Genomic DNA, 20,819 nt, shown 5'->3' on the forward strand with positions numbered 1-20,819 from the left:
GGAGGCCAGACATGCAGGCGGCATTTGCGGCGATTGCGTCAATATTCGGCGGCGGTGGCACGGCGGCCGCCGGCGCGACGGCTGCCGGCGCCACGGGTGCGACGGCGGCCGGCCTTGGCGGCGCTCAAACGCTGGTGTCGGTATTGTCGGCGATCGGCACGCTCGGCGCGGGTTTCGCCAGTGCGCAGGCGTCCAAGGACCAGGCCAATGCCGTCGAGCTGCAAGCAGGGCAAGACAAGGTCCAGGACACCCAACGCCAAACACAGATGAAGCGCACCTTGCTGCAGGTGCTCGGCGACAACGACGTGACTTTCGCGGCGGCCGGCATCGATATTTCCGGTGGCATCGCCCAGGACGCCAGGCAGACAGCCAGCAAGCGGGCGGCCGACGAACTCTCGATCGACCGTCGTGACAGCGACTTCCGCGCCGCTTTGGCGAAAATGCGGGCGCAGGGCTATCGCCGGCAGGCCAGCTCGACCATCGGCGGGGCGCTGCTCGGCGCCGCCGGCGGGTTGCTCAACGCCGGGATTGACGGATCGCTGCGCGGTGGCGCCAGCACCGTGGCGAAAGCCGATCCGTGGGCAGGCATGAGGATCGCATCCTGATGGCAAACCGGCAATCGCGCGATCCCGGCGAACTGCGCCGTTTCGACCAGTATGCCAAGATCGGCGACGCGCCCTCCTACGCGGTCGATACCGGCGACGCCTGGCGGGCGTTGAGTTCCGTGGCCGGCAAGCTGTCCGATCGGCTCGGCAAGATGGCCGACGATGCGGCTGCGCGCGAGGGCGCCTTGGCTGGCATCGCGGCCGGCGCCTCGTCCGGAGCGGCCTATCTGCAATTGCAGGCCTCGCAGGCTGCCGCGGCTGGGAAGGCATCCGGCCAGCCGTCGCCGTCATCGGCGGCCGCGGTGCTCCGCAAAGAGGAAGGCTTTCGGGACACGCCCTATTGGGACGTCAACGCATTCCGGGTCGGCTACGGGTCCGACACCGTGACGCTCGCCGACGGAAGCGTCAAGAAAGTCGTCCAGGGTATGAAGATCTCGCGCGAGGATGCCGAGCGCGACCTGACCCGGCGGCTTGGCGAGTTCGCGTCGACGGCAAGCCGTCAGACCGGCGGCGCCTTCGACGCGCTGCCCGATCCTACAAAATCGGCTTTGCTCTCTGTCGCCTACAATTACGGCTCACTGCCCAAGCCTGTTGTAGGCGCCGTGCGCTCGGGCAATGTCGAGGCAATCGCAAACGCGGTCGCAAGCCTGTCGGCGAACAAGGACCGTCGCCAGCGGGAGGCGGCGATCATTCGCGGCGGAGACTTGCCGGCCGGCGGCGCACAGGTAGCGGCGGGCATGTCGCCGATCGTGCCTGTGTTGCCGACTACGCCGCTGGCGCTGCAGCGCGGTGACACGATCTATGGCGACGCCTATAACCGCTCCGCCTCGAGCGCCTATGGCTGGCGTATGCAGACCGGTCTCGAGACACAGATGCAGGCGGCCTACGAGGCCAACCAGGACGATCCCGCCGGGCTGGCCGACGCGCTAGGCAAGGTGCATGCCGAGTTCGCCAAGGATACCAACCTTGCGGATCCGCAGCTGGCGGAGGCCTTCGACAAGCGTTTCGCCGAGCGCAGCCAGGCTTTCATGCTCGACGCCCAGAACAAGGCGACGGCGAAGATGCGCGAGACCGAAACGGCCGCGGCATACGAGGGCATAGCGGCGCAGCGGCAGGGGATCGAGCGCCAGGCGATCGCGCTCGGCGCCAATCCGCAGGGCGATGCGATCATGCAGCGCGAGGTCGAGCGTGGCGGCCGCTCGATCGACGGCGCGTTGGCCAACGGCACGCTGACGCCGCTGCAAGCGGCAAAGGCCAAGGCGGATCTGGCGGAGACGGCGGCAACCGGGCGCGTCCAGGGCGTCTATGAAGCGCTCGACACGCCCGAGAAGAAGGAACAGTTTGCGACCGGCCTGCTCGACGAATGGACGGCCGGCAAGGGGCCGCTGGCTAAACTGCCCTATGACACCGTCAAGACCCTGTCGTCGACGCTGTGGAACGACGCGCGCGCCCAGATCAACCGAAAGACGGCATCGCAGAAGGTCGAGGCGGCGCGCACCGAAGACCTGGTCAAGGATGACATTGCCAGCGTTGCCGCTACCGGCAAGGGTCTCGACCCGAAAGGCAGCGGCTTGTCGCCCGACAAGGTTGCCGCTTTGCTCGGTCCGGAAAAGCTTGACGCCTGGCGCTCCGATCGGGCGCAGGCTGAAAAATCCTGGCAGGCGACATCGGGTATCGAGACGGCGACGCCGGCGGAGATCACCGAGCGCCTGGCAGCCTTGACACCGAAGGCGGGCACGCCTGGCTACGCCGGCGATGCCAAGGTGTTCGAAGCGGCGACAAAAAAAGCGCAGGCCGTGATCAAGGCGCGTGCCGACGATCCGGCGGCTGCCGTCGAAAGCGCGTTTCCGGAGGTCAAGGCGATGGCTGCGGAAGCCAACCCGCAGGATCCCGACAGCATGCAAGGGCTGGTTTCGGCCCGCCTCCAGGCGCAGAAGGCACTCGGCATCGACGAGCTCGGTCAATCGCCGCTGACCAACCAGGAGGCGCGTGCCCTGGCGCGAGCAGTGACGGCGCAGCCGGATCCGGGCAAGCAGTCGCAGGCCATGGGCCAGCTGGTCGACCAGGTGCAGGCGACCTATGGGCCGCATGCCGACGCGGTGTTGAAACAGATCCTCCAGGTCCAAGGCGTCGACAAGGAAATGGCGGGTTTTGGCGCCGGCCTGTTCGCGCGGCTCAATCGCGGCGGCGCGCCGACGACGGCCGATCGGCGCGCCGGCGGCGTGATGTCGGAAACGAACGCGGCGGACCAGGCCGGCGCGCCAAAGACGAGCGACGCGACGCCGATGCCGAATTTCAAGCAACAGCAGATGTTGCTCGCCAATCCGGAGTTGGCCCCGCAATTCGACCAGAAGTTTGGCCCAGGAGCCGCGCGCAAGGTGCTCGGCAATCGGGATCCCGGCCTTGCGAGGCCGGTCCCCGGCGGCACCGCGACAACCGCGGCCGATGGCAGCGAAGGATTTATTCCCAATGGCCGACGCTAATCCGTTCGACGCGCTCGACAGCACCGATGAAGGGCCGGCGGCAGTTCTGCAACCCGGTGTGCCGCCCGGCTACGCCGAACGCTTCAAGCTGAATTTCGAGGCCGGCCAGCGTTACAACACGGTGCTGGGCGCGATCAATGATGCCCAGACCGAAAAGAACCGCGCCGATCGGCGGCGCTTCGACGCTGAATTCGAGACGTTTCCAACCTGGCAGGGTTTCCTTGAGGGGTCGACGGCTCTGGCCGGCCAGGTCGTCGGCACGGCCGCGAGCCCGGAAAACTTCATCCCGCTTGGCCTGGGCGAAAAGGTGCTCGTCGGCACCAAGGCGGCCGTGACCGGCCTTTGGGCGAAGATCTTCGCCGGCGCCATCGATGGCGCCGCGGCAAATGCCGTTGCCGACGCCGGGATCCAGGGCGTCGAAAATCTTGGTGGCAGCCGGCAGGGCTTCGACCCCTGGCAGTATTTCACCGGCGTGCTGCTGGGCGGCGTCGCCGGCGGCGCCGGCGGGGCCGCGTCTCGCGGCCTCGAGGTGCGCTCGAGCGGTAAGGCCGTTACCCAGCTGTTCGATGCCGCCAAGGAACAGAAGTCGATCGACGGCTCCTTCGCCAATGTGTTCGACCAGCTCGACGATGCGCCGGCGGCGCCGGCGGCCGAGCCGGGCAAAATCGTCACCGGCAAGGAAGTGCAGGCGGCGTCCGCTGCGCCACTTCCTGAAAAGCCGGAACAGGCGCCGGCGCCAAAGGCGAGGAAAGCCAAGGCACCGGCGGCCGTTTTGCCCGCCGACCAGGTTGCGCCTGAAAGGCCGGAAGCTGCCACGCTCGGCGATGATCTGTCGGCCCGTGCCGCCGAAGCGCGCGACGTCGCTCCGCCGCTGGCGGCACTGCCGGAAGCGTCTGTTCGGTCGCCAAATGAGCCGGCTGTTGAACCATCTGCCGCCATGGCGCCTGTCCCGGCCGGAGCGTGGACATATTCCTTCGAGAAGAAATTCATCAACGAGGACGTAGGAGAACAGTGGACGGTTCAGTTGCGAGATCCCAATGGCGAAACCGCCGGCGGGACCTGGTGGGAGAGCGAGGCGCAGGCCCGCGGCGAGGGCGTTGACCTGCTAAAGCGGCAGTTCGATCGAACTAATGTCACAAAGGGCCAGACCCTAATCGAGACGCCGGCGCCGAAACCGGATGCTGAAGTGGTGGCCAAGGCAGTCGCGGAAGAGTCAGATCAAGCGGCGGAGGTCAATTCGTTCATGGCGACGCCGGTGCAGACCGGCGCGCTGCGCGGCCAGTTGCAGCGGCCCGCCGGCGGCTCGGCGGCGACGTCGAAGGCCGTCAGCAACATCGCGCGCGTCCGGGAGACTGCCGAGACGCTGGCCGCCGCCCTGGACATCGCGGCGACCAGGCAAGGCCGCCTGCCTAGAGCAAAGGGCAGCAAGGTGCTCGGGGTGTTCAAATCGCCGAGCGGCGTCGTTCGGGTGAAGTCGCTCGACGATTTCGACGTGCTGACCCATGAGTATGGCCATTCGGTCGAGAAGCGCGTTCCCGGCATGACGGCGCTGATGAAGGCGCACTCGGCCGAGCTGCGAAAACTCGACTACGATCCTGTCGCCGGCCGCGACACGGAAGGGTTCGCCGAGTTCTTCCGGCTGTGGCTGACCAACCGGCCCTATGCGCAAAAGGAGGCGCCGAAATTCGCGGCCGCATTCGAGGCCGCGCTGACAAAACACCCGGAGATATCGGCGGCGATCGACGACGCGTCGAAAGCATGGTCGGATTTCCTGTCGGCGCCATCAACCGCGGCTGTCGCCTCGACCATCGTTTCGGCAAAGCGAAAGGGCTGGATCGGCAATACTACCGCCGACCTGAAGAAGCATGGCGTCGCCGGCACCATCCACGATGTGCTGCAGCGGATCTACACATTCGCTTTCGACGATCTCAATCCTCTGGCCCGGGCGGTGAAAGAGCTTCAGGCGGTGCATATCGCCAACACCGGCAAGCCGCTCGACATCAACGTCTCGAGCGATGCCTACAAGCTGGCGCGCATGTCGCGCGGCGCCTACGCGGCCGGGCATATGGACGTGATGTATGGCGTGGCGCCATATCGCGGCATCAATCCGGAAAGCCCGAGCCTGCGCGACGCGATCGTCGAGGCGACAGGCAAGCCGAACGCCCTGTCCGGCTGGGACACGGACAAGGTCCGGGATTTCGGCTCGTATCTGTGGTCGCGGCGCGCGCTCGGCGAATGGGATCGGTTTCGCGCCGGCGAGATCCCGAACCCACCCGACAAGCTCACCCATGGCGATCATCTTCAGAATGTCGCCGAGCTCGCCAAGGCCAATCCGCAGTTCGTCAGCGCGGCCGACAAGGTGCATGAGTTCGGCCATGCGCTGTGGAAAAAGAAGTTCGACGCCGGCCTGATCGACCAGACCACTTATGAGGAAGGGCTCAAGATCGTCGACTATGTTCCAGGCCTGCGCGATTTCTCGTCCGACGCCGATGCCAAGGTGCCGGCCGGCTCCTCCAGGGGCAAGACAGCCAAGGGCGGTTTCGCCAGCCGCTTCCGTGGTTCCAAGCGCGATGTGATCAATCCGCTCGAGAGCATGGCGGCCGACGCCTACGAAACGGCGATGGCGATCGCGCGCAACGATGTCGTCAAGGCGCTCGATCGGCTAGCGTTGACGGCCGGCCAGGGCGCTGGCGCGATCGCCGAGCGGATCCCGGCCAAGGAAATGCAGGCGACGATGATCGACCCGCTCGAGGCGGTCGAAACGGCCGCGCGTAATGCCGGACTGGCCAAGCCCGACATCATGATGTTGCGAGACAGCGTCGAGAGCGCGATCGGCGACGAGAAGGCCTCGATCTTCCGGCCGGCTATCATCAACGACAAGGGCGAGCCGATCGTCTTCTTTCGCGACGGCGGCAAGTTACAGGCGCTGCGCCTGGCGGACGGCAAGTTCGGCAGGGCGATGTACGGCACGTTGACGGCGATGTCGCAGCATGAGCGCAATTTCTGGCTGGAGCTGGTGGCGGTGCCGGCGCGGATCCTGCGCATCGGCATCACGACGGCTTTCGAGTTTGTCGGCGCCAACTTCGTCCGCGACCAGGCTATGGCTGCCATCCTCTACGGAAAGCCGCTGCGCCGGCTTGGGCGCTCGCTACAAGGGGCGGCGGATGATCTGCTGGGGTCGGAAACGGCGCGCCTGTATAGCCGATCGGCTGGCCTCTCTGGCGGCCAGGAGACGGCATCGCTGTCCAAGGTGATGGCGGAGCGAGATCTCGCCGGCCTGCGCCATAAGGGCTGGGTGGCAAACCGCCTGACGTCCTGGCATGGCATCCTGTCGGTGGCGGAGGTTTCCGAAACCGCGACGCGCCTTGGTCTTTTCCGCACATTCGCCGGCGAGGCAAAGGCCCGCGGCCTCGACGATATGGAAGCCGCGCTCGAGGCGAGCTGGCGCGCGCGCGACTACCTCGACTTCGACCGGCGTGGATCCGGCATAGCCGCGCTGGCACGCGTGATCCCGTTCTTCAATGTCGCGCTCCAGGGCACCGACAAGGTGACGCGCCACATGATCGCGCCGATCGCCAAGAAGATGCTCGGCCAGGCGCTGTCGCCGGAAGACACCCGTGCGCTCGGCATGGCTACTAAGAGCTGGGCCTACCTGGCCGCGCTGACGGTCGGCTCGATGTCGCTCTACGCGCTTCAGAGCCGCAACGAGGACCATGACGAGATCTCGGCGCAGACCAAGGCGACGCACTGGATGATCAAGGCTGGCGGCCGCTGGATTGCCGTGCCGAAGCCGTTCGAGCTCGCGACCGTCATCAACCTGGCTGAAGCCTCCTATGACGCGATGGTGCAGAAAGACCCGGCCGCCGGCGGCCGCTGGCTGGACAGCCTGTTTTACACGCTGGCGCCGCCGTCGATCCTCGAGGGCAACCCGGCGATCACCTCCTATTTCGAGGTCAAAACCAACACCGATTTCTTCACCGGCGCGCCGATTGTGCCCGAGCAGCTGCAAGGCCTCGAGCCTTTCCTGCAATATACGGCTCGGACTTCGGAGCTGTCGAAAGAGCTCGGCCAGGCGTTCAACATTTCGCCAGCGATTGCCGACCATCTGATCACCGCGCATCTAGGCTCATGGGGCCGATCGGCGCTGTCGCTGTACGACCTGGCGCAGCCGGACGCGCCGGGTTTTGCCTGGGATGATGCGCCGATCGCGCGCCGCTTCATCAAGGATGCGGCCAAGGGTTCGCAATCGGTCACCATGTTCTGGCAGACGGCCGGCGAGCGGGAAGGAACGCTCGAAGGCAAGGCCAAGAGCTGGCGGGCGATGGTCGAAAGCGGCGATCCCGCGGGCGCCGCCGACTACTATGCTTCGCAGGATGATATTGCGAAGACGTACATCGGCGTCTCGGCAATGGAAGCGAAGGCACGCCGGCTGCATCCGCTGATCCGCGCGCGTGGTGCTATCCAGGCGATCGGCGCGATCCGCCGCGACCTGGCCATGAACCGGCTGACGGACGGCCAGGGCAACCCGCTCGAGATCGGCTCGGCCGCGCGCACGGCCGCCGACGACATCCTGTCCACTTTGAGCATGGCCATGGCGCGAAACGCCCTGGCGCTGACGGGCGTGCCCGGATGGGCGCAGCGGCACGAGATCCCGGAAGATGGCTTCTATCGCGAGCTCGATGCGGTGTCGCCGGAACTGACCCAACGCCTGGCGGATGGTTTCGCCACCAACAAAGTGTGGAGCTACGATGCTGTGAAGCAGGCTTGGCCGGATCTTCGTCAGCGCGTTCTGGCGGAAGGGTCGGCGGCGCCGGTGCTCGACCTGGTCGGCGAGGTGCAGTCGGCCGGCAATCCGCTCGACGGCGGTACGAAGATCAAGCGCAAGCAAAAGCCGGCGCTCGTACCGTGAAGTTGACGGCATCTGGACGGCCTCATCATCGGCCCGATCATAATCGGGACCCGAACCATGAGCGCTGTCTTTCCAGTCAATCAGGACGCCCGCTGGCGCAGCTACACCGCGAGCGCGGGGCAAACGGTTTTCTCGATCCCGTTCCCGTTCCAGGATGACGGCGACGTCACCGTCCTGAAGATAGCACTCGACGGGGCGCTAATCACGCTGACGCGTCCGGCGGACTACACCATGGCCGGCGCTGACAATCCAGCCGGTGGCAGCTTCACCCTGACGGCGCCGGCCGTCGCCGGCGAGAAATTCATGCCGGTTGGCAAGGCGGTGCTCGAGCGCATTCTGTCGATCGTGCGTGGTGGCAAATACAAGTCGGCTGCCACCGACGACGATCTCGACCGTCTGATGATCATCGCCCAGGAGCACGACCGCGATATCAGTCGATCGGTAAAAGCAGCCTTCGGAACCGCTGGCGCCGACCTCCCGGCGCCGGAGCCTACCAAGGTTCTCTCTTGGAGCCCCGACGGCAGGCTGGAAAACAAATCGCTTTTGGCAACCGGCATAGCGGTTTTCTCGGCGCTGATGACCACCATGGTTGCGCTCGCCACCTATGCGGAAGCCTGGTTTCTTTTGAAGCTCAACGGGTCGCTGTCCACGCGAGCGCTGATCAAGGCTTTGACCCCGCAAGTTGGCATGTCGGTGCTTTTGACCGAAGCAGGGCGAGCTGGGAACTTCGTTTGGACACTAGGTGACTTCACGACACGGATTGCTGCCGACACGATGGAAGGCTTGTTCCTAAAAGCGGATGGGGTTGCTGCCAGTGTCGGTGCGTGGGTGAGGCTTGACGACTGGCAAGTCTACGGCATTGATACCCGCTGGTGCGGCTTAAAGGCGGACGGCAACGGCACGCCAGGAAACGGTGCCGACGATGCGGCGGCCTTTAAAGCAGCCGGTGACCTTGCCATCTTCCTCGGTGTCGGCAAAATTAATCTTCCATCTGGCTTCACTCGGCTAGGCTCCAAAGTAACGTTCCAGAACGCACTGCGAATATGCGGTGTCGGTTGCGGATTGCCAGAGGCATGGCCCAGCCCGGTCATCCCCCAGCGTTCTTACGGGACGTGGCTCTACTTCGACCACGTTGATATAGGCGCTCGGTTTGAGGCCGGGGCGACCAATCCCCGCTTCGCCACCCGTATCGAGCACCTGACCACGATGCGCAACCATGCCGCGCCGGGTGCTGGTTGGGCACCAACCGCCGCAGGGGCGGACTTCTCGTTTCGTCTGCATATGGCTCACATGATCGACATGGGTTTCCTCAACCCTTACGTCGCAATCGAGGCAAGCAACGCCCCTGTCACCTGCACGAAGGTGCGCGGACAGCCGCTGTATCGCTACTTTACCGGCGATGAGACTACGGACGTGTGCCGTTTCGATGGCGTTCACCTTTGGCCCTATTGGTCCCTCGACAGCAACGTAGGTGCCTTCACTAAAGCGAACCTGATCATATTTGACCTGTTGCGCTGTGATAACCCACAGATATCAAACCTGTTCTCTATCCGCCAGAATATTGGCGTTCGCATTTCTTCTGGTGCCTTCGGGACCGCGACAAGGCTCAAGGGAACCAACATCGAATTCGACAGCGGCGGTTACGGCGTTGTCATCAATGCGGGCGCGGACGGCATCGTCATGCAGCTCACGAATTTCGTGACTTTTGCCGACAGCACCCTTGCCGTAGACAGCCGCGCTCTTTGGGTCAATTCCAACAATTGTGTTGTTCAAGTCGCGAATATGGAAAGTGTCAATGCAGGAGCGCAGGCGGTCTTAGTTGGAGGAGCGGGGAACACGGTCGGAATTTCCAACTATAAATTCACCGACTACGGGGCGCACACCGTAAGTGCTGGAGCCTGGGCGGATGCGGGCAATACGCTCGTCCTGACCGGAGCCGGCGTGTCTACCACCAGCCACGGCGGAGCTAAATACGGCGGAGCTGGCAAGATTGAGGCTGACGACTGGCTCAGCTATTCGGCAACAATTGCCGCCACAGTGGGCGCCCTCACCACGGTGGGAACTAAAGTCACGAGGTACCAGCGGAGAGCAGGGCGGGTTATCCTCAATTGTGATACCATCGTCGCAGACATTGGCAGTGGAACGACTGGCATAAGCGTAACTCTGCCCGTCCCGGCTGCACAGGGGGCGGTTGGTACGTGGATAAACACCGCCACGAACGCCTCCGGCCCTGTTCGTATATCTGCTGCGGGCACGCAAGCGTTCCTGACGCCATTCCCGGTTGCCAACGGGCAGCGCTTCCTCTGCTCGATTGAGTACGAGGCGAGCTAAACCGCCTGCGTTGGATCCGGGCCACTCAGGGTTGCGCACAGAAGGCTAATTATGCCAAGGATGGTGGCATGCCATCGATTGAGAAAATCACGCTTGCCACTTTGATTTGCCTGTTGTCTGCCCTGTTTGCGGCTTGGCTCGTCATCCCCCGAGCCAGCCCGCCAAAAAACACTGCAAACGCGGAAATTCTGTGCCTGGAAGATGCGGCAAAACACCTCCCGCCGGGGACGCCCCCTACGGTTGCATGCCCAAGCTTCTGATTATCTCTAATCGCTGGCTGGGAACTGTGGGGCAGTAATGCAGTCTAGATCATCTCTTGTAGTCGGGGCGCTCTGCGTCGGCTTGTTTTGCGTGCTGGCTCTACTCGCCATCGGTTTCCGGTTCCCGACCGTGAATGATGAGATAGGCTATCTATCGATCGCCAACTATCTGGCCGGTGGTGGTGGCTTCTCGATGGCGGAGAACCCCTTCTATCATGCAGGGCAGGGAATTTTGATCGCCCCGCTCTTTGCGATTTTGGGAGACACAGGCACGGTCTATCAGGCGGCGGTGCTTTTGAGTTGTCTGGCCACCGCCTTAATTCCTGCCGTTCTGGTTGGGTTGGCGAAGGAACTGGAGATTCCGCTTGATGCGAGGCTGTTGGCGGCATCAGCCCTGGTGGCGGTGTTCCCGAGCTTTTTCTATCATAACTTCCTGGTCTGGCCGGAAACAACTCTGCGTCTAGGCGTTCTGGTGTGGCTCTATGTCTTCGCCCGATCGGTTCGCACCGGATCGGTGGTGAGTTGGGTTCTGTTTGCGGCGATAGCCTGCCTCCTCTATGCGCTGCACCCGCGAGCGCTTCCGTTCATACCGTTGTCTCTTGGGCTGGCCTTTCTTGGCGCATGTTCCGCACGCATTTCCTGGCTCACATTCGCGCTGTGCGCCGTTGCAGCCGCTTCAATCTTTCTCGGCATCGGAGCGGTCCACGACCAGTTCCGCATCCTGTGGGAAGGTACACGATCCCAAGGCGATCAAATCGGGCGCCTGGTCGAGAGCATTCAGAACGTAGTGGGTCTGAAAAGGCTAATAGTCACCGCCACTGGGCAGCTCTGGTATCTTATCGCGTCCTCGTTCGGTCTTTTCCTCGTAGGCGTGTGGGCCGCATTCCACATTGTTGGCGAGCGGAAATCGCTCAGGGCGTTCGCTATATGGGCAGCGGCAATCCTGGCGTTCGTCGGGGTGTTTGCCGCTAGTGCATTGCAAATGGTCGGCTACTCGCGGGTCGATCACGTTATCTACGGGCGCTATCTCGATGCGGTTTCGACCCCTTTCATCTGGCTTGGGCTGCTCTACCTGCCGACGCTCTGGAAAAAGTCGCGCGTTGAACTCCTATTTGCGCCGGTTCTGGCCATAATCGTTCTTGGGGCGATCCCCTCAAAGGCTGTCTATGACGAAAATCTGGCCAGCGCGGTCGAGCCTAATATCTCCGGCCTGCTGTGGGTGAAATACATAGGCAGTCCGATCACTTCATTGCCGGTGCCAACAATCGTGCTGTTCGGATCAGCCCTGGGGATCGTGGTCTTTGTCGTCGCCGGCTTGCTGGCGAGAACAAGCGCGTGGCGGGGCATGGCCGTTGTTGCCGCTGCGGTTCTGTTTGCGGATATCGCCGTCTATGGCCAGAACCAAAGCAATCATGGTGGGCGAGAGGATTACGTCGCAAGAAGCGCCGAGCTGCTGTCGGCTGCCGGCGGCAAGCCGGTCTATTGGGACCACTCGGCCTGGCCGCTCATAGGGGCGTTGGTCGACCAGTATTCGGCACTTCAGCAGCGCATTCCGACTGTTGACCTGCGCAACGAGCAGTTGCCTGATGGTTCTTTCGCCGTCTTCGGAGTTGAGGGCGCGCTACCTGCCGGCTATGGCTGCGCCGGTCGGTTTCTCGATGGGACACGGCTTATAGGCCCGTCAAACGTTCTGCCGTCGCCATTCTGCTAGCCACCGCAATAGTTGACGATACCCGCCGGCCGCTATCCTGCCCGTACCATAGGAGGTTTCGGGCATGGCCAAGGGCAAGGCACAGGATCTGTTTCGTTCGAAGGCGCCGTGGGTGATGGCGCTGTTCATGCGCGATTTTCAGCTGCAGCTGGATGACGCGGCCGCCATCCTCGGCAATATCGGCCACGAATGCGACGGCTTCACCGCCATGCAGGAGATCAAGCCGACCGTGCCGTCATCGCGCGGCGGCTTCGGCTGGCCGATGTTCACCGGCCCGCGCCGGCGCAGCTTCGAGGCCTACTGCAAGCGCAACGGCTTCAAGCCGACCGACGACCAGGCCAACTATGGCTACATGTTTTCCGAGCTGAAAGGACCGGAGCGCGCGGCGATCGGCAAGCTGGTGGCGGCCAAGAGCCTCGCAGCAAAAGTCAAGGCGTTCGAGCTGGCCTATGAGCGCGCCGGCGCCAAGCACTATCCGAGCCGCAACCAGTGGGCGGCCGTGGCGCTCGACGCATGGCATGCAATTGGCGGCAACCCGACGCTGCCCGCATGGGCCTTGCCACCGGCAGGCAAGCCCGCCAGCGCGCAGGAGCCGGCTCCGCCGTCGTCCGACACCGGCCCGGCGGCGAAACCCGTTCCCGTGCCGCCCCCCGTGATCGTGGAAAAGCCTGTCGTGGCCGACCCCGGCGAGCTGCACAAGCCGGTGACCAGGTCCAAGACGTTCTGGACCTGGCTGCTGACCGCCATCGGCACGCCACTGGCGGCCTTCGGTGGCTTCGACTGGCGCGTGCAGCTGGCGATCGTGTTCGTGATCGTCTGCTTTGCCGCCTACGGCATCAAGCGCCGCGACGATCTCGCGAAAGCGGTGCGCGCGCTGCGGCTGGAAATCGAAGGATGACGTGGCTCGGCACGGCCCTTGGTTTGGCGCTGCCGCTGGCGGGGAAGGCCCTGGGAGCGGTCTGGCGCCTAGCGATGACACCATTCGGTCGCGTGGTGCTGCTGATCGTGCTGGCGGCCATCCTTGTGGCGCTGGCCTATATGGTCGGCCGGCTCGACGGCCGCGCGGCACTGGCAGCCGAGCTTACCGGCAACCGTATCACCATCCTCAAGGACGGAAAGGCGATCGACAATGAAGTGCTTGCGGCTGATGATCCTGCTCTGTGTGCCATGCTTGGCGGCTGCTTGCAGCCAGACGCTGACTGAACCCTGCGACGTGCTGGTGCGCATGGACCCGAAGCCGGCGACGAATTCCTTCATCGTCGCCAATGACCGCAGCTTCGCCGTCTCGGTGGCGCGGCATCGCGGGCGCTTCCAGAAGTATCGATGCCAGTGATGAGCGGCAGCGACATCGCCGCGTTGATCGGCATCGCCGGCACGATCGTCGCCATCGTCGGCGCGATCGTGGCGTCGCACCGCAGCACGTCGGACAAGATCCAGAAGGGTGACGATGCGCTGCACGAGCGCATCAACCGGGTGCGCGACGAATATGTGCGCCGCGTCGACCTCGACGGCCATATGGCACGCATGGAAACCAACGTGAAGGAGCTGCGCGAGGAAGGCCGCGAGGGGACGCGCGAGATCAACCGCCGGCTCGACCAGGTGCTGACCACGCTCCAGCCGCGCTGATGTTTTTTCGTGGGCAAACCCGCTGATTTTTCCCCAAAAGCTCATGTGACGCATAGCCAAGTCATTGAAATTGCTTGGCGGCTCGACTTCTCTTAATCAGCGGGTCCACAGTTCAATCCTGTGCGCACCCACCAAATTCTTCAAAGACTTGGTGGAAAGACCCTGAATAGGCCGGTTCAATTGCCGCGCTCGTTCATCAGTGTTTGGCTGCCTTCGCAACCCGGCCGCCGTTGGCCAGGTGAGACGCGGGACTTTGCAGCTTGGTCAAAGACTACGATTGGCCGCGCCGAAAAACGCGGCTCAGAAACCTGCCGAACCGAAAAGCCATGCCGTTGTCCGCGCTCCGACCGTCGTCGGCATCAATGGCGGCCTTTCCGCCTGAGAAATCGCTGATGAGCCACCAGAAGAAAACCAGAAAAACAACGAGAATTGCGGTGTCGATCGGGCCGTAAGTTGAATATCCACTGTGCCGAAGCACACCAGCAAGCAGCACGGCGATAGTCATAGCAGCGGCAGCCGGGTGAAGCTTTTTCATCCACCAGATCTATTCGAGAATCGCTACAACCGGAAGATGTTACTTCTCCGACACGCCGGCCTCGGCAAAGCTTGCCATCCTCGCATGGCACTCCAGCGCCGAGCGGACGATGTTGACGGCGAGGCAAGCGCCGGAGCCTTCGCCGAGCCGCATGCCGAGGTCGAGCAGCGGCGGCAGATTGAGCGCTTCCAGCAGGCCGCGATGACCTGACTCGGCAGAGACGTGGGCGGCGATCGTATGAGCAAGGCCTGTGGAGTGCAGCTTTGCCAAAGGTGCTGCGGCTGCGGTGCAGACGAAGCCGTCAAGCAGCACCGGTATGCCCATGTGACGGGCGGCAAGCGTGGCGCCGAAGATGGCGGCGAGTTCGCGGCCGCCGAGCGCCGCGGCAATCCCCAGCGGATCGGCAAGAATGGCGGCGTGGCGTTTCAGGCCGGATTCGATGGCAACCACCTTGCGCTCGAGGCCGGCATCGTCGACGCCGGTGCCGCGTCCGGTCCATTTTTCCGCACCGCCGCCGAACAGCGCCGCCGAGATCGCGGCGGCCGGCGTGGTGTTGCCGATGCCCATCTCGCCGAAGCAGACGAGATCGAGATCATCAGTCACCGCATCGTAGCCGGCCGAGACCGCGGCAAGAAACGTCTTGTCGTCCATCGCCGGCGTTTGCGTGAAATCGCCGGTCGGATGGTCAAGATCGAGCGGAATGACATCGAGTTCGGCGCCTGCGATGCGGGCGAGCTGGTTGATGGCCGCACCGCCGCCGGCGAAATTCGCCACCATCTGCACCGTGACTTCCGAAGGATAAGCCGACACGCCTTGCGCGGTAACGCCGTGGTTGCCGGCGAAGACGAAAACTTTCACCCGCTCGAGCCTAGGCATGTCGCGGCCCTGCCAGCGCGCCAGCCACGCGGCGATGGACTCAAGCCGGCCGAGGCTGCCCTGCGGCTTGGTCAACGTGTCCTGGCGGCGAGCGACCGCGCTCGCGGCGGCGTCATCGCCATCAGGCAGGTCGAGGCAAGCAGCGCGCAATTCATCTAGGGATTTGAAAGGCATGGAAGGAAATTCTCCGAAACAGAGTCAGGAAAGGGCTACGGAAGCGACGAGCAGCACCGCGATTTCGCTCACCTGTTGCATAGCGCCGATCGTGTCGCCGGTCTGGCCACCGATCTGGTTGAGGCAAAGCGCGTGGAAGGCGGCAAACAGCAGTCCGAGCAGGATAAGCGCCGCGATGGCGCCGCCAAGCCCGAGCAGGAGGAGCGGGATGGCGCCGAGCACGGCGCCGGCGAGGGCAATTTCCCGCGAGACGGTGCCGGCGCCGGCCGAGAGGCCATCGTCGCGCGCCTGGGGCAAGAGATGCATGAAGGCGCCGAATACGCCGCGCGAGGCCGCATGGGCGGCCAGGAGCGCGAAGAGAGCTTGTGTGGGATCGACGAATTCCGACAGCGCGCTCCAGCGGATGAGCAGCGACAGCGCCAGCGCCATGGCGCCGTAGGCGCCGATTCGGCTGTCGCGCATGATCTCCAGCTTTCGACCGCGCGTGTTGCCGCCGCCAAAACCGTCGGCGACATCGGACAGCCCGTCCTCGTGCAGGCAGCCGGTGGTGACCGCGGTTGCAACCAGGGCAAGGGCTGCCGCCGACCCGATGGCAAGGCCAAACCGTTCCGCCGTGGCAAAGACGATGGCGCCGATCAGGCCGACGACGAGGCCGGCGACCGGGGCGGCCCAGATCGCAGCGGCAAGGCTGCGGCCGCGAAAGTCGATGACGGGCAAGGGCAGCCTGGTGAAGAAGACCAGGCAGAGGGCAACATCGCTGGGGATTTGCCGGGGCGAAAGGGTGACCTTCGGGAACTTCATGCCTCAGCCCCTTGCGATGGCATGGAAGAAGGTGCCGCTGACCTGGCCGCGCCGGTAGCCCGAGGCGCCGATCGGATTGCCTTGCCCGTCAGCGAGGTCGGCCAGGGGCTCGTCATCGCCGGTAGCCGTCATCTGCGCATAATGGAATTCGTGCCCGCGGATCAACGCGCCCCGCGGGCCGAGCGGACAGTCGGCGCGCAGCCGCGCTTCGCGATAGCCGAGGTTCATCTTGCGCCTGGCGAAGCTGGTTGAATGGCCGAGCAGGCCGAGCATTTTGTGCGTTTCGCCAGATGCATCTTCCAGGGCTTCGCCAAGCACCATGAAGCCACCGCACTCACCATGGATGGGCTTCGTCCCGGCGAACCTTGCCGTTCCTTTCCGAAAATTCGCAGCGGCGGCGAGACGGCCGGCGTGAAGCTCGGGATAGCCGCCGGGCAGCCAGCAGACGTCGCAGCTGTCGTCAGGCGCCTCGTCCGCGAGCGGCGAGAACGGAACGATCTCCGCGCCGGCCTTGCGCCAGTAGGCCGCGACGTGCGGATAGAGAAAGGTGAAGGCGGTATCCTCGGCAAGTGCGATGCGCTGGCCGGGCGGCTGCAGCGCATCGTCGAAGCTGCCGGGCTCCGGGGCGAGAGGTGTTGCCAGCGCCATGACGGCGTCGAGGTCGAGCGACTTTTCCGCCATGTCGGCCAACCGGTCGAGATGCGCCATCAGGTCATCATATTCACCGGCCTGGACGAGGCCGAGATGGCGCTCGGGCAAGTTGAGCGTGGGATCGCGCAGGATGGCGCCGACGACCGGCAGGCCGATCGCCTCGATGGCGTCGCCGGACAGCCGGCGATGGCGCTCGCTGCCCAGCCGGTTGAGCACGATGCCCGCCATGCGAACCTCCGGATCGTAGATGGCGAACCCCTTGGCGACGGCCGCTGCCGTGGTCGACTGGCCGGAAACGTCCAGCACCAGCAGCACCGGCAGGCCGTAGAGCCGCGCGAGATCGGCCGCCGAACCGCTGCGGCCCGGCGCGGCCGGAATGCCGTCGAACAGGCCCATGGCGCTTTCGAGGATGACAAAATCGGCGTCGTCGGCGGCATTTACGGCCAGTGCGTTGAGCAGCGACGGCGACATCGCCCAGCTGTCAAGATTGACGCCGGACAGGCCGGTGGCGGCGGTGTGGAAGCCGGGATCGATGTAATCGGGGCCAGACTTGGCGCCGCGTACTTTCAGGCCGCGCCGAGTGAGTGCGCGTAAAATGCCGATGGTGACGCTGGTCTTGCCCGAGCCGGAGCGCGGTGCGCCGACGATGATCGCGCGGGCGCTCACGATGCACCCGCCAGCGCCGCGCGCATGGCGACGATGCCGCCGACGACGATCAGCGCCGGTGCGGACAGGCCGGCGGCGGCGGCTTCCTCGGCGATGGTGGCCAGCGTGGCGACGACGATGCGCTCCTGCGGCGTCGTCGCGGCGACGATCACCGCCGCCGGCGTCGATGGCGCCAGCCCGCCGTCGAGCAATGCGGCCGATATCACAGGCAGATTGGCCATGCCCATGTAGACCACGACAGGCTGGCCGGTGCGCGCGATCGCGGCCCAGTCGAGATCGTCATCGGTGCCGGCGGCATGGCCGGTCGCCAGGATTACCGCCTTGTTGATGCCGCGCATGGTCGCGGGGATGCCGGTGGCGGCCAGCGCGCTGAGGCCCGAGGTGAGGCCGGGCAGGACGCGGAACGGGATGTTTTCCCGCGCCAGCGCCAGCGCCTCTTCGCCGCCACGGCCGAAAATATAGGGGTCGCCGCCCTTCAGCCTGACGACGCGGCGGCCCTGGCGCGCCAGCCGGACCAGCAGGGCGGTTATGTCGTCCTGTTTCATCGAGGGTTTTCCGCCGCGCTTGCCGGCAAAGAAAAGCTCGGCGTTTTCGGCAACCGCGACGACGTCCGGGGAGACCAGCGCATCGTAGACCAGCGCATCCGCCTCACTCAGCGCCGCCAGCACTTCCAGCGTCAGGCAGCCGGGATCGCCGGGGCCGGCGCCGGCGAGCCAGACATGGCCGGGCTCAAGCGTCCGCGGCTTGAAGTTCAGCCGGGCAAGCGCCTGTTGGAGCGCGGCGTTCTCGCCCTTATTTTTGGTGCTGTCGCTCACAATCCGTCCCGTCCGCGAAAACGCCGTTGGTAATGCGCGTCGTACAATGAACTCTCGCCAAAGCCTTCCGCCGCCAGCGAGCGGCCGACGAAGATGATGGCCGTACGCTCCATCGGGTCGGCGGCCAGTTGTGCCTCGATGGTTTCCAGCGTGCCGGTCAGCACGCGCTCGTCCGGCCAGGAGGCACGGAAGACGACCGCCACCGGGCAATCGCGGCCATAGAGCGGCGTCAGCTCGGCGACGATGCGATCGATGGCGTGGATGGCAAGATGAATGGCAAGCGTGGCGCCGGTGCGGCCGAAACCGGCCAGCGTTTCGCCAGGCGGCATTTTTGAAGCGCGGCCGGAGACGCGGGTCAGCACCAGGCTCTGGGCGACTTCGGGAATGGTCAGCTCGCGCCGCAGAGCAGCCGCCGCGGCAGCGAAAGAGGGAACGCCCGGCGTCAGCGTGTAGGGAATGCCGTGCCTTTCCAGCCGGCGGATCTGTTCGGCAACCGCGCTCCATACCGACAGGTCGCCGGAATGCAGCCGCGCGACATCATGGCCGGCCTTGTGGGCGGCCAGATATTCGGCCTCGATCTCGTCGAGCGACATCGGCGCGGTGTCGATCAGCTTCGTTCCCGGGGCGCAATGCTGCAGCAATTCGGGCGCCACGATCGAGCCGGCATGGAGGCAGACCGGGCAGCTTGCCAGCAGCCGCGCGCCGCGCAGGGTAATGAGGTCGGCGGCGCCCGGACCGGCGCCGATGAAATGCACGGTCATGCCGCGTCTCCGCTGATGGCGATGGCGCAGGTGACCGGGCCGAGCACGATGCGTGGTCCCAGCAGCCTGGCGCCTTCGCCGGCGACGGCCAGCGCCGATGCTTCGGAAACCGACGGTGTGCCGGCCAGATCCTGCGAGAGGCTGGAGTTGCTGAGCGCCTTCGTCGACGCTGCTTTAAGCGCTGCCTCATCGACGACGATGACGGGAAGGTTGAGTGTGCGACCTGCGGCAGCGATCGCCTGTTCATCTTTCTTGAGCGTGGCGGTGGCGAGCGACGAGAGCGCCGTCATCGCCAGCCCATGCGCTTCGAGCGCGGTTTCTATCGCGGCAAGCACGTCCTCGACGCTTACACCCTTTCGGCTGCCGATGCCCGCGACCATCATGGCTTGATCCAACTCCATTGGGTAACCGGCATCGCCGGCCGCCAGGCCTGCATCGAACCGACAGGCGCGGCGCGGGATATGGCGATGCGGGTCAGATCGCCCCCGAGCTCGGTATGACGGGCAAGAAGCAGCGTCTCCATTTCCAGCGTCACCGCATTGGCAACGAGGCGGCCGCCGGTGCGCAGCGCCTTGATGGCGGCGGCCAGCACGCCGGCGTCGCTGCCGCCGCCGCCAATGAAAATCGCGTCTGGCGTCTCGAGCCTTGCAAGCGCCTTGGGTGCACTGCCTTCGACCACGATGAGGCCGGGAACGCCACAGGCAGCAGCGTTGTGGCCGATGCGGGCGGCGCGGATCGGGTCGGCTTCGATGGCAACAGTGCGCATCGAACGGTGGGTGAGCATCCATTCAATGCCGATGGAACCGGAGCCGGCGCCAATATCCCACAGCAGTTCGCCGCGCCTCGGCGCCAGCGCCGACAGCGTGATGGCGCGGATGTCATGTTTGGTGATCTGGCCGTCATGGTCGAACAGATGATCGGCGAGGCCTGATGTCAAAGGCAGGATACGCGCATCCGGACCAGATTGAATTTCGAGCGCCAGTACATTGAGCGGATTGATGTTTTCGAGGTTGAACGCATCGGCGCGGGCCGAGCGCAGGTTCTCCTTTGGCCCGCCAAGCGCCTCCAGAACCGTCAGCCGCGAGGCGCCGAAATCAAGCTCGGTGAGCAGGCGGGCGATCGCCGCCGGTGCATCGGCATCGGATGTCAGGGCCAGGATGCGTGCGTTGGGTTGCAGCAATGGCCGGATCAGGTCGATGGGGCGGCCATGCAGCGAGACGGTTTCGATGTCCTGCAGCGCCCAGCCAAGGCGAGCGGCCGCCAGCGAAATGGCCGACGGCGCGGGAATGACATGCATCTCCCGCGGCATGACCTTGCGGGCGAGGGTGACGCCGACGCCGTGGAAAAAGGGATCGCCGGAGGCAAGAACGCAAACGCGCTTGCCGGCGAGCGACAGCACGTCGTGCATCTTGGCATCGAAGGGAACCGGCCATGGGCGCGGATCGCCCTTGGCGAATGATGAGACGAGCGCCAGATGCCGCTTGCCGCCAAAGATGATTTCAGCGTCGGCGATCCGCTGCTTGGCCTCGTCGCCGAGACCGGCTACACCGTCCTCGCCTATGCCAACGATGGTGAGCCATTTTTGGTTGGCGCCGCGTAGACTCTTAGCAGGCAT

The 20,819-nt window shown here is 64.8% G+C and carries 16 protein-coding genes; 8 read left to right on the top strand and 8 right to left on the bottom strand.

The genetic code is table 11. The features are described 5' to 3' along the window. Nucleotides 1-11 precede the first annotated feature (11 nt). From FJ940_RS14220 to FJ940_RS14255, 8 genes are all read left to right on the top strand, one after another. Entirely contained in the window at nt 12-605 is a 594-nt protein-coding gene (locus tag FJ940_RS14220) for a hypothetical protein (RefSeq protein WP_140656909.1), read from the top strand. Then, nucleotides 605-3,088 (top strand): lysozyme, encoded by a 2,484-nt coding sequence (locus FJ940_RS14225; protein WP_140656911.1) that lies wholly within the window; start codon nt 605-607, stop codon nt 3,086-3,088. The genes FJ940_RS14220 and FJ940_RS14225 overlap by 1 nt, the downstream gene beginning before the upstream one ends. Further along, the gene (locus tag FJ940_RS14230) at nt 3,075-7,997 is read left to right on the top strand and encodes an LPD38 domain-containing protein (protein WP_140656913.1); all 4,923 of its coding nucleotides are present in this window, start codon (nt 3,075-3,077) and stop codon (nt 7,995-7,997) included. Before FJ940_RS14225 ends, FJ940_RS14230 begins: the two co-directional genes overlap by 14 nt. Before the next feature lie 57 nt (nt 7,998-8,054). Then, nucleotides 8,055-10,328: a hypothetical protein gene (locus FJ940_RS14235; protein WP_140656915.1), complete on the top strand. Its 2,274-nt coding sequence runs from the start codon at nt 8,055-8,057 to the stop codon at nt 10,326-10,328. Nucleotides 10,329-10,625: 297 nt separating this feature from the next. Beyond that, nucleotides 10,626-12,299, top strand: coding sequence for a hypothetical protein (locus FJ940_RS14240; protein WP_140656917.1), 1,674 nt, complete (start codon nt 10,626-10,628; stop codon nt 12,297-12,299). Nucleotides 12,300-12,363: 64 nt separating this feature from the next. Further along, nucleotides 12,364-13,197, top strand: coding sequence for a phage tail tip lysozyme (locus tag FJ940_RS14245; RefSeq protein WP_140656919.1), 834 nt, complete (start codon nt 12,364-12,366; stop codon nt 13,195-13,197). Further along, nucleotides 13,194-13,502, top strand: a complete 309-nt coding sequence (locus FJ940_RS14250; RefSeq protein ID WP_140728050.1) for a hypothetical protein — start codon at nt 13,194-13,196, stop codon at nt 13,500-13,502. Before FJ940_RS14245 ends, FJ940_RS14250 begins: the two co-directional genes overlap by 4 nt. A gap of 129 nt (nt 13,503-13,631) precedes the next feature. Continuing rightward, nucleotides 13,632-13,925, top strand: a complete 294-nt coding sequence (locus FJ940_RS14255) for a hypothetical protein (protein WP_140656923.1) — start codon at nt 13,632-13,634, stop codon at nt 13,923-13,925. A 271-nt stretch (nt 13,926-14,196) separates the two neighbouring features. Here the strand turns inward: FJ940_RS14255 and FJ940_RS14260 are convergent, their stop codons facing one another. Genes FJ940_RS14260 through cbiE form a run of 8 tightly spaced genes read right to left on the bottom strand, consistent with a single transcriptional unit; the run spans nt 14,197 to nt 20,819 of the window. Further along, nucleotides 14,197-14,460 carry a hypothetical protein gene (locus FJ940_RS14260; protein WP_140516441.1) on the bottom strand — a complete coding sequence of 88 codons (264 nt, stop codon included), beginning with the start codon at nt 14,458-14,460 and terminating at the stop codon, nt 14,197-14,199. A 39-nt stretch (nt 14,461-14,499) separates the two neighbouring features. After that, complete coding sequence (gene cobT, locus FJ940_RS14265; protein ID WP_140656925.1) at nt 14,500-15,510, bottom strand: nicotinate-nucleotide--dimethylbenzimidazole phosphoribosyltransferase; 1,011 nt, start codon at nt 15,508-15,510, stop codon at nt 14,500-14,502. Nucleotides 15,511-15,534: 24 nt separating this feature from the next. Next, complete coding sequence (cobS, locus tag FJ940_RS14270) at nt 15,535-16,311, bottom strand: adenosylcobinamide-GDP ribazoletransferase (RefSeq protein ID WP_140656927.1); 777 nt, start codon at nt 16,309-16,311, stop codon at nt 15,535-15,537. A 3-nt stretch (nt 16,312-16,314) separates the two neighbouring features. Further along, the gene (locus FJ940_RS14275) at nt 16,315-17,628 is read right to left on the bottom strand and encodes a cobyrinate a,c-diamide synthase (protein WP_140656929.1); all 1,314 of its coding nucleotides are present in this window, start codon (nt 17,626-17,628) and stop codon (nt 16,315-16,317) included. Next, nucleotides 17,625-18,443 carry a uroporphyrinogen-III C-methyltransferase gene (gene cobA / locus FJ940_RS14280; protein WP_140495562.1) on the bottom strand — a complete coding sequence of 273 codons (819 nt, stop codon included), beginning with the start codon at nt 18,441-18,443 and terminating at the stop codon, nt 17,625-17,627. Before cobA ends, FJ940_RS14275 begins: the two co-directional genes overlap by 4 nt. Continuing rightward, nucleotides 18,440-19,204 carry a precorrin-4 C(11)-methyltransferase gene (gene cobM, locus FJ940_RS14285; protein WP_140495563.1) on the bottom strand — a complete coding sequence of 255 codons (765 nt, stop codon included), beginning with the start codon at nt 19,202-19,204 and terminating at the stop codon, nt 18,440-18,442. The genes cobA and cobM overlap by 4 nt, the downstream gene beginning before the upstream one ends. Then, nucleotides 19,201-19,587: a cobalamin biosynthesis protein gene (locus FJ940_RS14290; RefSeq protein WP_140554994.1), complete on the bottom strand. Its 387-nt coding sequence runs from the start codon at nt 19,585-19,587 to the stop codon at nt 19,201-19,203. The genes cobM and FJ940_RS14290 overlap by 4 nt, the downstream gene beginning before the upstream one ends. After that, entirely contained in the window at nt 19,584-20,819 is a 1,236-nt protein-coding gene (gene cbiE, locus FJ940_RS14295; protein WP_140656931.1) for a precorrin-6y C5,15-methyltransferase (decarboxylating) subunit CbiE, read from the bottom strand. Before cbiE ends, FJ940_RS14290 begins: the two co-directional genes overlap by 4 nt.

It is taken from the genome of Mesorhizobium sp. B2-3-7, assembly GCF_006442695.1.
GTDB lineage: Bacteria > Pseudomonadota > Alphaproteobacteria > Rhizobiales > Rhizobiaceae > Mesorhizobium.

What these genes read in the sequence shown, in the direction of transcription:
- FJ940_RS14220 (WP_140656909.1), top strand. Translation starts at nt 12, where the DNA reads ATGCAGGCGGCATTTGCGGCGATTGCGTCAATATTCGGCGGCGGTGGC.
- FJ940_RS14225 (WP_140656911.1), top strand. Translation starts at nt 605, where the DNA reads ATGGCAAACCGGCAATCGCGCGATCCCGGCGAACTGCGCCGTTTCGAC.
- FJ940_RS14230 (WP_140656913.1), top strand. Translation starts at nt 3,075, where the DNA reads ATGGCCGACGCTAATCCGTTCGACGCGCTCGACAGCACCGATGAAGGG.
- FJ940_RS14235 (WP_140656915.1), top strand. Translation starts at nt 8,055, where the DNA reads ATGAGCGCTGTCTTTCCAGTCAATCAGGACGCCCGCTGGCGCAGCTAC.
- FJ940_RS14240 (WP_140656917.1), top strand. Translation starts at nt 10,626, where the DNA reads ATGCAGTCTAGATCATCTCTTGTAGTCGGGGCGCTCTGCGTCGGCTTG.
- FJ940_RS14245 (WP_140656919.1), top strand. Translation starts at nt 12,364, where the DNA reads ATGGCCAAGGGCAAGGCACAGGATCTGTTTCGTTCGAAGGCGCCGTGG.
- FJ940_RS14250 (WP_140728050.1), top strand. Translation starts at nt 13,194, where the DNA reads ATGACGTGGCTCGGCACGGCCCTTGGTTTGGCGCTGCCGCTGGCGGGG.
- FJ940_RS14255 (WP_140656923.1), top strand. Translation starts at nt 13,632, where the DNA reads ATGAGCGGCAGCGACATCGCCGCGTTGATCGGCATCGCCGGCACGATC.
- FJ940_RS14260 (WP_140516441.1), bottom strand. Translation starts at nt 14,460, where the DNA reads ATGAAAAAGCTTCACCCGGCTGCCGCTGCTATGACTATCGCCGTGCTG.
- cobT (WP_140656925.1), bottom strand. Translation starts at nt 15,510, where the DNA reads ATGCCTTTCAAATCCCTAGATGAATTGCGCGCTGCTTGCCTCGACCTG.
- cobS (WP_140656927.1), bottom strand. Translation starts at nt 16,311, where the DNA reads ATGAAGTTCCCGAAGGTCACCCTTTCGCCCCGGCAAATCCCCAGCGAT.
- cobM (WP_140495563.1), bottom strand. Translation starts at nt 19,204, where the DNA reads ATGACCGTGCATTTCATCGGCGCCGGTCCGGGCGCCGCCGACCTCATT.
- FJ940_RS14290 (WP_140554994.1), bottom strand. Translation starts at nt 19,587, where the DNA reads ATGATGGTCGCGGGCATCGGCAGCCGAAAGGGTGTAAGCGTCGAGGAC.
- cbiE (WP_140656931.1), bottom strand. Translation starts at nt 20,819, where the DNA reads ATGCCTGCTAAGAGTCTACGCGGCGCCAACCAAAAATGGCTCACCATC.